The organism is Liquorilactobacillus capillatus DSM 19910, assembly GCF_001434915.1.
Classification (GTDB): Bacteria; Bacillota; Bacilli; order Lactobacillales; family Lactobacillaceae; genus Liquorilactobacillus; species Liquorilactobacillus capillatus.
Window position 1 is genome coordinate 1 of the sequence record NZ_AZEF01000004.1, and the last position, 10,574, is coordinate 10,574.

Here is a 10,574-nt window from a genome sequence, read left to right on the forward strand (position 1 = left end):
CTATCTATAAACAGACAAAACTCTATCTATAAACAGACAAAACTCTATCTATAAACTTCTGTATGTCTTGGGAGAGTAAGCCTCAAGAGGGGTCTAAAAGAGGTTTAAAAGAGGTTTATAAAAGAGGTTTAAAAGAGGTACTACTGTACCAGAGCCAAACCTCAAATAAAAAACACAAAGGAGCGACTCAAAAACCGGCTCACATTAAACTCCAGTCGCTATGCTCCTTGCGCCTCACGCTGTTCGTTGCCTAAAAGGTGTGGCAAGCCACATTAATTCGGGCGCTGACGCCCCGAACCCCGTCCAAGCTGAACCAGCTTGACCGCTTTTTCACTCGCCGTTAGGCAGGAAAGCAAAGTTTTATAGAAACTTTGGCTTTCGCCAATTCAGTGTTAAGACTGGTTTAGAGCTGTCAATTCCTTATGCTCCCACGCTACGCTCGTCCGCTACCATTGACAGCAAACAGTTAGTTTTTTTGAATCTTAACAAGAATCTAACTGCTATATTCGCTTTTAAGGGCCTTATTTCTCGTTTCTAGCGATTTTGAGACTGTTTATATATATTTATACCAAAGCAAAAATAAAAAGCCCTCAGCAGGCTTTTAGAGGGCTAAATAACGAAGCCAGGACGATTAATAATATCTTCTTGTCTTTTTTGCAAAATATAAGTGTATAAGGAATCATACAAATTCTTTTTAATCTCGTCAGGTTCATTGACAGAAGCTTCAAACAATTCTTGAATATCAACTTGCCAAGGATCAGCAAGCATTTCATCAATGGGTTTTAATACTTTCTTTTCGTCCATCTTAATGACTCCTAACATCAAAATAATGATTTCAGTTTAGATTTACAGATCTTACAACACCGTTATTCAAAATTTGTTACCAAGCTTATAAAAATTATCTGCACAAAGCAATTAAAAAATTTTGGCTTAAAACAGCGTAATCTGCAACACTTTTTTAGTATTTAAAGCATAACAAACTCAGTTAAGTGTAAGCATAAATTGAATTAAGAATACATTCCATTCAACAACGGAAAAAATCGATTCTATGGTTATCAGCAGACCGAGTGAAACGAGGTCAATGCGCACTTACACACAACAACTAAAGTTGGTTGTGTTATTGTGCTAAAGATTTGTATCAGAAGTTGCCTTCGGCAACAACTAAAAATCCAAATAAAACTAACCAAAATCAATTTGATCTAACATAGTTTCGGTACTGGCTTGGTCTAAGCCTAAATAAGCTAAAGTCATGGCTTCACTGGAATGATTGAGCAGATTCATGACTAAGCCAATATTGTAATTGGATTGCGTATAAACGCGATAAGCCCCGGTTTTACGCATCGTATGGGTCCCTAGATAATTAATTCCTAACAGATCGCCAACCTTGCTCATGATTTTATAGAACTGTTTTTCCGTAATATGTCGTTCTGGGTGTTGAATGGAAGGAAAGAGCCATTCAGAATCCAGCTGATGATCAAGCAGCCATTGACGGTACAATAAGAGCTCTGTTTGAACAGGTTTAAGGTACAAGGTATTCGGTTTACCCGTTTTTCGGTCATGAATAAACGCATTTTGTTTAATAGAACCGTCCGGATTAAAAATATCGGTTTGTTTTAAGCGCATGACATCACTGACTCGCAACAGTGTCGCTTTGCCAACTTGAAAAACTGTATAGTTACGCCGGCCAGCTTTAAAGTTATTGAGTAAGGTATCTTGAACCTCCTTGAGAACATTTGAATCTTTGATGGGTAAGACAACTTGTTGCATAGTTTTAGCTCCTTAAAAAATTGATTTTTAGTACAAATTAAAGTACAATATTAAGTACAATGAAAGGGCGGTAAATATGACATTAGCACTAACACAGAGCGATTTTCGCGCTAACCTAAAAAAATATTTAGATCAAGTTAATGACGAAGACGAAACCGTTTATATTGCTCGTTCAAATAGTCGCGCAGTAGCCATCGTTTCACAAGAAAAAATGGACTGGCTAGAAAGAGCATTAAAAGCTAAAGAAGGTTCGTTAGAATATGCAATTGCACGTGATCAGTTAATTAAACGCCATGTTTTACCTGACGATGAAATTGTTGAATCAGATGATGATTATTGGGGTCAGTTTAAATAATGAAAAAACTAAGATTTAAACCACGTGCAACTTTTAATGCTGATCTAAAACGGTTAGCCAGTTTAGACAAATCTATTATTGATGAAGTTCGAGCAGCCATTGACCTGTTGCTTGAGCAACAACAATTACCATCAGAATTTGAAGATCATGAGCTTAATCGGCGAATGAGCGGTTATAATGAATTTCACTTACGAGATACCCCGAAAAACAAAACACCAAGCGAAACTAACGATGTCCTGGTGGTTTATACGATTGATAAAGATGAACTAGTCTTAATTGGCATTCGAGTCGGATCGCATGATCGTTTATTTCCTGGTCAAAATCGTTCCAAAAGGTATCGAAAAAATGACGAATAAGAGAAGTCATTTATACCATATAAAAACAAATAACCCCCAACATCTACATTATAGATATTGGGGGTTATTTTAACAATGATTTTGAGGGGCTATTTGTTAAAAATAGACCCTCTTGTTGTTAAATTAATGTTCTAATTTTATATGCTAAACCAGGGAAAGCCATTATCATCTTTTCTTTCCAAACCTCTGGATCAACATCAATTGCCATAACAGGAATTAGTGCATTGATATCATCTACTGCTGTTTGGCTAATTTCAGCAGCGCCCACGAGATGATTTTGCTTGTCAAAGACTAATGATAATCGTGCGTGATCATCTGTTCCAGCATAAAGAAAGTCACCTTGAGTAATATCAATATCTTTAATTGAATAATTACTGTCTTCCTTTGCTTTATCAATACTAATTCCAGCTTGAGCGAGTTGGGGGAATGTGAACGTAACGGTTCCAATTACTGGGTACCTAAGAGGTTCAGTTGTTTTATTAGTAAGTAAGGCACTTAAGTAGTCTGCTTCAAACTGTGCCGTAGAGGTTAATGCTGGTGCGGTTTTATCAACAATATCGCCCATTGCGTAAATGTTATTTGCTGATGTGGTCAAATATTTATCAACTTTAATTCCGCGGTTGCTGTACTCTACACCAGCATTATCAAGTTTCAATGCATTAATTTCAGGAACTCTACCACTGGCATTAATAACTTTATCAAAAGTGCCAAGGTTGCCGTTAGCTGATTGAACCTCATAGCCAGTTTGTGCTTCGGTAACAGCTGTAACATTTGTGTTAAATATAAAATTAATACCAAGTGAGTTTTTCATTTCATCAACTAACTGATGAACGTGTTGGCTGTAAAATCCCTCTAGTGGTTGGCCGGATCGGACAATAACTGTTACTTTAACCCCGGCAGCAGACAACAATGTAGCAAATTCCATACCAACGTAACCACTTCCGATAATTGCGACGTTCTTTGGAGTATCTTCGAGTTCAAAAAGGTTAGTACTAGTAAGTAGGTACTCGTGGCCAGAAATGTTAAGAGGATGCGGCTTTTTTCCGGTTGCGATTACAAAATTATCAGCAGTGATTTTTTTATTATTAACTTCAATGGTATGTTGATCAACAAATGATGCTTCACCCTTGATGGTAGTCGCACCCAGGCCTTCATACATACTTTGCATATTATTTAGGAATGACGCCATAGCCTTATTCTTTTGCTGAATAAGTTCTTTCCAGTCAAGCTTAGCTGGTTGAGTAATTCCCTTACCTTGCAAACGCATTGAAGTTAAGGTTGCTCGTGCTGCTCCTTCTAAGAAAATCTTGGGTTCGCAGCCTTCGTTAGGGCAAATTCCGCCAAACCGATTCTTTTCAACAACCGCGATTTTCTTTCCGCTATTCTGCATTCCCAATAGGAAACGATAAACTGATGGCCCACTGCCAATAACAACGTAGTCAAACTTCATTTATAGCTTCCCTCCATTTATTTTGTTTTCTTCTTCTTATCCTCAGTTTGCTTTTGATGTTCAGCGATATTACAACCGTCTGGCCCACATACAGCAGCATCATTATTATCGCCAAATATTGTATTAAATTGTGGCTTATCTTCGGTCATCGTAAATTCCTCCTAATTTTCTTCTTCTTGAACTCGCTTTAAGGCTTTAACAAAGACTTCATATGGTTGGGCACCACTAATTGCATACTTATTATTGATTACAAAAAAAGGTGCAGCATGAATACCGGATTGTTGAGCCTCTGCCTCGTCATTGACCACAGCTTGATGATATTGGTTAGAATTAAGCACTTTTTCTACTTCGTCTTTAGCAAGCCCAGCTTCCATTGCCGCATTTAATAGCACATCATGGTCAGAAATCGATTGACCATCACTAAAGTAAACTTGGTAGAAGCGTCTAATTACTCGTTCAGTCAAATCAGGATCATTTTTAGCTTCTGCGAATTTAATAATCCGGTGCGCATCCATAGTATTTGTAGGTACTACACTGTCAAGATCCATTGGTAGACCATCGTTATGCGCCATTTGTTCGATGTAAGCCATTTGCTTTTTGGCCTGTGGCTCCATTGCCTTATTTCCCTGAGTGAAGTGATTAATGTATCCTTCATCGGTTTCCTTTGGTGTTGCAGGGTTAAGCTCGAATGATTTGAACTCTAATTCAGTTGTGTCATAAATACCAATTTCCTTCATTGCTCGTTTCATTCGGTTAGAACCGATATAACAAAAGGGGCAAGCAATGTCTGACCAATATTTGATTTCCATAAAGTAATTTTCCTCTCTTTAATCTTTAACCGTTTGCCGATGCTTTATGGCTTCGAAATATTCAAAGGCGTTTTGCCCAGCAATACCACCATCGCCAACCGCAGTTGTAATTTGCCGCAGTTGCTTTTGCCGGACATCACCAATTGCATAGATTCCAGGAATTGTTGTTTCCATTTGATCGTTAGTTATAATCCAACCAGCTTGATCGGTAATATTTAAATTATTGAAAATTTGGCTATTTGGAAAGTTACCGACATAAACGAAAACTCCATCAGTGTCTAGAGTTGTATCATCACCGACCTGATTGTTATGAATTTTTACTCCAGTAACATGATTTTCATCACCTAAAATCTCTGTCACACTAGTATTCCAAGTGAAATCTATCTTATCGTTATCAAAAGCACGATTTTGTAATACCTTTTGTGCCCGTAACTGATCGCGACGATGAATGACATTAACTCCATCAGTGACATTAGCTAAGTACAATCCTTCAGAAATTGCTGAATCACCACCGCCAACTACAGTAACATTCTTTCCTTTAAAGAAAGAACCATCACATACTGCACAGTAAGAAACCCCTTTTCCGGAGAACTTTTCTTCACCTGGTACACCTAATTTTCGATTATTAGATCCTGTTGCAATAATTACTGCGCTTGCTACTAACTCGTCACTATCGGTTTGAATATGCTTCATTTGTTGATCATCAACGGTAACGTTTTGGACATCACCATATACAAAATTTACTCCGGCCTTAACGGTTCCTTGATACATTTTCTCACCAAGTTCAGGACCCTTAATTGTTGTAAAACCAGGGTAGTTTTCAATGTCATCGGTGTTGTTCATTTGTCCACCATAAATACCGCGATCAAGCATTGCTACATTTAAATTAGCTCGTGCTGCATATAAGGCAGCGGTCATTCCACCAGGACCGGCCCCAATCACTACTACATCATATTTCCTCATTAAATTTCACTCCAATCTACTTATTAGTCGTCACGTAACGCTAATCCCTTATCCAATGAACGATTAACAATGACTTCTTGTGCATCAATAATGGTTAACCACTATATAATCTAAATGGTCTTGGTCTTTATGGGTTTCAGTTTTCTTATTAAGGAGTCGGACATAACTTTCAGTTGCTAACGCCCCCATACCGCCAAGAATAGTTAAAAAATTCTTCATTAATTAATAGTGTTGGTAATGAAGTTTTCGACTTCTTCTTTAGTCTTCCGATCTTTATTGACAAGTCTTCCGATTTCTTGCCCATCTCTAAAAATAACGAAGCTTGGAATACCAAAGATATTTAGTTCTTGAGCCAATTCGGTATTCTCATCACGATCGACACTGATGAAAGTGTAATCTTTGAATTCTTGTTCAATTTCTGGTAGATGAGGCTTGATAAAGCTACAATCAGGGCACCAAGAAGCTATAAAAACTAAAATATATTTTCCATTCTTCAGTTTTTTATCAAATTCTTTTTTATTCATTACTGATAGTTGTTCCATTTAGCTTCTCCCCTCTTAACCTAATTAGTATATTGAGCAAGAACGGTTTTAAGTTGGTCCTTACTGTGGAGGCCAACCAGCTTATCAACTACTTGGCCATCTTTTTTGATAATTAAGGTTGGAATAGACATAATTCCAAATGTCATTGGTGTTTTTTGATTTGCATCTACGTCCATTTTAGTGATTTTGACTTTATCGCCAATTTCTTTATCAAGTTGTTCAATAATCGGTCCTTGCATTCGACATGGAGGACACCAAGTAGCCCAAAAATCAGTTAATGTAACACCGGTACTAGTTTCTTTCACAAAGTCTTTGTCAGTTAAGTTCTTAACCATAAGAGTCGCTCCTTTATAGGTAATATTTAATTAAAGTTGTTAATTGTGATTGATCAATAAAACGGGTAATTTTTTCAACGATTTTTCCATCACGCAGCAAAATAGTACTGGGTGCGGAATAAACATTGTATTTTTTTGCTAGTTCTGGGTGAGCATCTGAATTCACTACCCGAACGTTTAAATATGAATTAAAGTCATGGCTAATCTTATTTATTATTGGTCGCTGCGTATAACACTGGGCGCACCAATTATTCTCAAAATTAATTAAGGTTAGCGTTTTATCAATAGTAGACAAGTTATGTCACTGCCTTTCAACTATTCAATTGTTTGCTTGAATAGTTTAATGATATCACATACTTTTTGTAAGTCAATATAAAAGCACGATTTAATCAATAAATGACTAAATCGTGCTTAAACTGTTTATTCTGTTATTTTATTCCAATAATAGTAACTTGAATTTAAACTAACTGCGTCAAAACCATTTCTATTTAAGATCTGTGTGGCAATGTTGGAATTAGCACATAGTCTTCCACGGCAATAAACAATAATTTTTTGATCTTTAGGTAATTTGGGCATTGATTCTTTTAATGTTTCCAATGGGACATTAATTGCCGATTGTATGTGGCCTGCTGCATATTCATCAGAAGGTCGTACATCAAGGACAAAGCAATTTTTGTATTCTTCTTGAGCTTGCTTTAAGGAAATGGTTTTAACGTTATCTTGAGCGTCTGATTTATCCTGAATTGTTTTCATATCTGAAAGTTCACTGTTGCCAATGTCGGTTAATAGGTGCACAAGATCACTAATTTTGGGAGAACTAAGGCTATAAATAATATGATTGCCTTTTCGTTTTGTTTTAACCAGATGACTGTCCTTCAATATTTGTAGATGGCGTGAGGCGTTAGCTACACTTATTCCGACCCCGTTGGCAATAGTTTCAACTGATTTGGGTGCTTGAGTTAAAAGATCAAGAATTTCTAATCGTCGATCACTGCTTAGCCCCTTACCAATTTTAGATAGTTCTTCATATAGTCCATTTTTGTAGTTAACTGCTTGTTCAAACATTTTCTTCCCACCTTTTCAACTATTTTGTTGAATAGTTTACCAGTTTTCCTATGAAATTGAAATTCAATATTATTAGTTAATAAATTAATGGGCCTTGTCTTTTTAGATTTAGGAGTCATCCTATAATTATAGACCCTATATATTCATAGCACCTTTCTGTTTGGTGTTAAAGTATTAGTCATCGATGTCATGCACTATCTTGTTTAGCTCCGTTTTGATGGAACTGGGAATATTTTCTAAATTGAAATGATTATATATTTCTTTATCCTTAAGCATCCTTTTTTGTGCCTTATTTAATTTACACTCATTGTTACCCACTACCCATTCATCCTTTGTACGTATAAAGGGGTTTTGCGCACTTTCCTTTAACGCGTTTTGAACATCTTCATAAGGTAAATAAAATTCAATTGTAGATTAATTTTACAATCTACCATATAACGTCTCCATCTTTTCAAAACGACTTAATTCTACGGGCTATAAATAACTTAATTTGCCAGTGTATAACGTTTCAGATTAAGCTACCACTATGTTATAATAACCATATCGAAAGGAGATCAATCTAATGAAATATACGAAAACCAAAGCAGTATTAAATCAACTCGTTGCCGATTTGAGCCAGATGTCAATGATTATCCATCAGACGCATTGGTACATGCGTGGACCCAACTTTTTGAAGTTGCACCCCTTGATGGATGAGTTCATGGAAGAAATTGACAGCCAACTCGATGTCATTTCTGAACGGCTGATTGCGCTTGATGGCAGTCCTTACTCGACCTTAAAAGAAATGGCCGAAAACACTAAGATTCAAGACTGGCCTGGTGAATGGGACAAAACAACCCCAGAACGCCTCGCACACTTAGTTGATGGCTATCGTTACTTGGAAGACCTTTACCAACACGGCATTGAAGTATCCGATGTTGAAAAAGACTTCAGTACCCAAGATATTTTCATTGGTCTCAAAACCGCAATTGAGAAGAAAATCTGGATGATTCAGGCAGAGCTTGGGTCGGCTCCGGAAATTGATGAATAAAATAATATTAAAAAATCGGTAGGCTTATGGTAGATTTTAAAATTAATCCGAACGCCCATTTGGATATTGGACAGCCCTAGTTCACAAAAGGTTTCGATTTTAATTCGTTCGGAATAGGTTATACTAGACAAAAGATCAGCTCCTAAAAGATGGGTTTGTGGTAAACACCATTTTAAAGGAAGCTGATCTTTTTTGTCCGAACAGCGTTCATCTACCCACCAGAATAATCTGTGGGACAGTCCCAGCCCTCACCCTTTAGCTTGGCAGCTACAGATTGTTCAAATTTATCTTCCGCTATTTAACTAGTCTTCTTTTCTTTTTTAGTTGTAACTATTTACCAAAACGCCACCACTTTTTAGGTTTAGGTTGTGACTCCGGGGTGCTATTTTCAGGTTCCGGTTGTTTGTCTGACGTCACTTCTTTTTCACTATTATCATGCGGTGCCATCGTTAAGGCTTTCAAGTCCTTAATTTCTGCCTTGTATTCTTCGAGCAGTTGTTTGTCCTGTAAGGCCAATCTTTGTTGCTGATCTAGTAACTTATGTAACTCTTTCTTTTCAGATTGAAATTCTGATACTAAATTTCGAAGGAATTTCACTTCATCTTGTCCATCAACCGCATCTTTTTTGTTGTCGTCAACATCATCTTTTTGTTGACGGTATCTTGTTGACGAATCGTTTGAGAACATTGCTTTAATAGCTTTTTGCCCATCAACATCAACGTAAACAGTATTGCCTTTTGTTGATGTAAATTGACGTAAATCGATTGACGCATCTCTTTTTATCTTTTGCCATATAGCCTGCTTTGAAACGCCCAATTCATCAGCAAGTTCTCTAATAGTTTTAGGCATGATTTCCAAACCCCTTTCGGAGTTCAGCAAGTGCTTCTTGTCTTGCTTGATCTCTTATTTTTTTATCGTGCTCGGCCTGTTTATCAGCCAATGCTTGTTTCTCAGTAGAGCCTAGAGTTAACCCCTTAACTTTATCAATGGCACGCCATTTTTCCTGTTCTGTTAATTCACCATTATGCTGAATGTTAAAGAGTTTTTGACGTTCATCTTGAAATTGACCTTGTGAGAAGTCGTTAGCGTCTTTCTTTTCAGGCTTCCAAGTAAAAGAATACCCAATCACTGGTTTCCCGCGGCCTTTACCATATTTTTTTCTAACTGTTAGGCCTCTAAAAAGAGGCGTAAGTTCCTCTTTGATGGGTTTTAAAACGGATTGATTTATATTGCTACTTTTATAGCTTTTAGGGACATCTAATAGCTCGTTAAAGTCTGCAACTGAAAAGTAAGCGTACCCAGTAGTTCTAAATTGTTTTAGTAACCGAAACATGGTTTTTGCGTAGCTACTTTTTAAATCTCTGAATTCTGATAAAGCATAACGAACCCAACTTTCCAGCTCATTTAATAATTTTATAGCTTTGGGGTAAATTTTAATATCAACATAAGGATCATCAGCATGGCCGTTTATCTCAAATTCGGTAAACATAACAAAAAATTCACGATGCAGCCCATCTTTACTACGTCTTCCAAAGCGTAAGCCTAAAATTTTTTGATAAGTACTTTCAATATCGTCAATAAATCGGTTATTTGCTGTAGGTTTATATGCACTTAATTCTTTTAATTGATCAAATGAAAACCTTACAGTTTCGTCACCCTTGTCACGCATTCTAGAAACTATTGAGAAGAATAAATTCATTTCAACAGGAGTGAATTTTCGAAGTGGGATTGTATTTAATTCAGGATCATATTTAACAATTTCATTACTCAAATGAAGCACCTCTTTTAATGAATATGGTTTTATGAATATATAATACTACAAAGCTCTATCTATAAACAGACAAAGCTCTATCTATAAACAGACAAAACTCTATCTATAAACAGACAAAACTCTATCTATAA

General features: G+C 36.6%; 15 protein-coding genes and 2 pseudogenes. 3 read left to right on the plus strand and 14 right to left on the minus strand.

Translation table 11 applies throughout. The features are described 5' to 3' along the window. Nucleotides 1–609: 609 nt before the first annotated feature. Nucleotides 610–822, minus strand: coding sequence for a hypothetical protein (locus tag FC81_RS00575; protein WP_010015136.1), 213 nt, complete (start codon nt 820–822; stop codon nt 610–612). 357 nt (nt 823–1,179) lie between these two features. Then, nucleotides 1,180–1,767, minus strand: coding sequence for a site-specific integrase (locus tag FC81_RS00580; protein ID WP_056979562.1), 588 nt, complete (start codon nt 1,765–1,767; stop codon nt 1,180–1,182). A gap of 76 nt (nt 1,768–1,843) precedes the next feature. Between FC81_RS00580 and FC81_RS00585 the strand changes: the two genes are divergently transcribed. Further along, nucleotides 1,844–2,122 (plus strand): type II toxin-antitoxin system Phd/YefM family antitoxin, encoded by a 279-nt coding sequence (locus FC81_RS00585; protein WP_003586674.1) that lies wholly within the window; start codon nt 1,844–1,846, stop codon nt 2,120–2,122. Continuing rightward, a complete protein-coding gene (locus tag FC81_RS00590) occupies nt 2,122–2,478 on the plus strand; it encodes a type II toxin-antitoxin system YafQ family toxin (protein WP_001748272.1) in 357 nt (118 codons plus the stop codon). Before FC81_RS00585 ends, FC81_RS00590 begins: the two co-directional genes overlap by 1 nt. 118 nt (nt 2,479–2,596) lie before the next feature. Here FC81_RS00590 and FC81_RS00595 read toward each other — a convergent pair whose 3' ends face one another. The 9 genes and pseudogenes from FC81_RS00595 to FC81_RS00625 form a co-directional block, all read right to left on the minus strand. After that, nucleotides 2,597–3,928 (minus strand): dihydrolipoyl dehydrogenase family protein, encoded by a 1,332-nt coding sequence (locus FC81_RS00595; protein ID WP_057741935.1) that lies wholly within the window; start codon nt 3,926–3,928, stop codon nt 2,597–2,599. Nucleotides 3,929–3,945: 17 nt separating this feature from the next. After that, nucleotides 3,946–4,077: a hypothetical protein gene (locus FC81_RS11200; protein WP_015474697.1), complete on the minus strand. Its 132-nt coding sequence runs from the start codon at nt 4,075–4,077 to the stop codon at nt 3,946–3,948. Nucleotides 4,078–4,089: 12 nt separating this feature from the next. Then, nucleotides 4,090–4,737 carry a DsbA family oxidoreductase gene (locus FC81_RS00600; protein ID WP_006844821.1) on the minus strand — a complete coding sequence of 216 codons (648 nt, stop codon included), beginning with the start codon at nt 4,735–4,737 and terminating at the stop codon, nt 4,090–4,092. An 18-nt stretch (nt 4,738–4,755) separates the two neighbouring features. Continuing rightward, nucleotides 4,756–5,700, minus strand: a complete 945-nt coding sequence (gene trxB / locus FC81_RS00605; RefSeq protein WP_006844822.1) for a thioredoxin-disulfide reductase — start codon at nt 5,698–5,700, stop codon at nt 4,756–4,758. Nucleotides 5,701–5,790: 90 nt separating this feature from the next. After that, a pseudogene (locus FC81_RS10700) lies at nt 5,791–5,919 on the minus strand (aspartate racemase); the annotation flags it as partial. After that, nucleotides 5,919–6,242, minus strand: a complete 324-nt coding sequence (locus tag FC81_RS00610; RefSeq protein WP_006844823.1) for a thioredoxin family protein — start codon at nt 6,240–6,242, stop codon at nt 5,919–5,921. The gene FC81_RS00610 and the pseudogene FC81_RS10700, both read right to left, overlap by 1 nt. Nucleotides 6,243–6,262: 20 nt before the next feature. Further along, nucleotides 6,263–6,577 carry a thioredoxin gene (trxA, locus tag FC81_RS00615; protein ID WP_057741938.1) on the minus strand — a complete coding sequence of 105 codons (315 nt, stop codon included), beginning with the start codon at nt 6,575–6,577 and terminating at the stop codon, nt 6,263–6,265. A 13-nt stretch (nt 6,578–6,590) separates the two neighbouring features. After that, nucleotides 6,591–6,872, minus strand: a complete 282-nt coding sequence (locus FC81_RS00620; RefSeq protein ID WP_008855846.1) for a thioredoxin family protein — start codon at nt 6,870–6,872, stop codon at nt 6,591–6,593. Between the two features lie 125 nt (nt 6,873–6,997). Next, complete coding sequence (locus FC81_RS00625) at nt 6,998–7,642, minus strand: ArsR/SmtB family transcription factor (protein ID WP_027822193.1); 645 nt, start codon at nt 7,640–7,642, stop codon at nt 6,998–7,000. 562 nt (nt 7,643–8,204) lie between these two features. Here FC81_RS00625 and FC81_RS00630 point away from each other — a divergent pair. Further along, nucleotides 8,205–8,672, plus strand: coding sequence for a Dps family protein (locus FC81_RS00630; protein ID WP_003587210.1), 468 nt, complete (start codon nt 8,205–8,207; stop codon nt 8,670–8,672). A 41-nt stretch (nt 8,673–8,713) separates the two neighbouring features. Here the strand turns inward: FC81_RS00630 and FC81_RS10840 are convergent. The 3 genes and pseudogenes from FC81_RS10840 to FC81_RS00640 all read right to left on the minus strand — a co-directional run. Beyond that, nucleotides 8,714–8,803, minus strand: a pseudogene (locus tag FC81_RS10840) (IS30 family transposase); the annotation flags it as partial. 199 nt (nt 8,804–9,002) lie between these two features. Then, nucleotides 9,003–9,521, minus strand: coding sequence for a helix-turn-helix domain-containing protein (locus FC81_RS00635; RefSeq protein ID WP_001748066.1), 519 nt, complete (start codon nt 9,519–9,521; stop codon nt 9,003–9,005). After that, a complete protein-coding gene (locus FC81_RS00640; protein ID WP_050340488.1) occupies nt 9,514–10,443 on the minus strand; it encodes a replication initiation protein in 930 nt (309 codons plus the stop codon). Before FC81_RS00640 ends, FC81_RS00635 begins: the two co-directional genes overlap by 8 nt. Between the last annotated feature and the right edge of the window lie 131 nt (nt 10,444–10,574).

Excerpts from the sequence above, each read along its gene's own strand:
- FC81_RS00580 (WP_056979562.1), bottom strand. The coding sequence starts at position 1,767 with ATGCAACAAGTTGTCTTACCCATCAAAGATTCAAATGTTCTCAAGGAG.
- trxB (WP_006844822.1), bottom strand. The coding sequence starts at position 5,700 with ATGAGGAAATATGATGTAGTAGTGATTGGGGCCGGTCCTGGTGGAATG.
- FC81_RS00590 (WP_001748272.1), top strand. The coding sequence starts at position 2,122 with ATGAAAAAACTAAGATTTAAACCACGTGCAACTTTTAATGCTGATCTA.
- FC81_RS00595 (WP_057741935.1), bottom strand. The coding sequence starts at position 3,928 with ATGAAGTTTGACTACGTTGTTATTGGCAGTGGGCCATCAGTTTATCGT.
- FC81_RS00600 (WP_006844821.1), bottom strand. The coding sequence starts at position 4,737 with ATGGAAATCAAATATTGGTCAGACATTGCTTGCCCCTTTTGTTATATC.
- FC81_RS00610 (WP_006844823.1), bottom strand. The coding sequence starts at position 6,242 with ATGGAACAACTATCAGTAATGAATAAAAAAGAATTTGATAAAAAACTG.
- FC81_RS11200 (WP_015474697.1), bottom strand. The coding sequence starts at position 4,077 with ATGACCGAAGATAAGCCACAATTTAATACAATATTTGGCGATAATAAT.
- FC81_RS00630 (WP_003587210.1), top strand. The coding sequence starts at position 8,205 with ATGAAATATACGAAAACCAAAGCAGTATTAAATCAACTCGTTGCCGAT.
- FC81_RS00585 (WP_003586674.1), top strand. The coding sequence starts at position 1,844 with ATGACATTAGCACTAACACAGAGCGATTTTCGCGCTAACCTAAAAAAA.
- trxA (WP_057741938.1), bottom strand. The coding sequence starts at position 6,577 with ATGGTTAAGAACTTAACTGACAAAGACTTTGTGAAAGAAACTAGTACC.
- FC81_RS00635 (WP_001748066.1), bottom strand. The coding sequence starts at position 9,521 with ATGCCTAAAACTATTAGAGAACTTGCTGATGAATTGGGCGTTTCAAAG.
- FC81_RS00625 (WP_027822193.1), bottom strand. The coding sequence starts at position 7,642 with ATGTTTGAACAAGCAGTTAACTACAAAAATGGACTATATGAAGAACTA.
- FC81_RS00575 (WP_010015136.1), bottom strand. The coding sequence starts at position 822 with ATGTTAGGAGTCATTAAGATGGACGAAAAGAAAGTATTAAAACCCATT.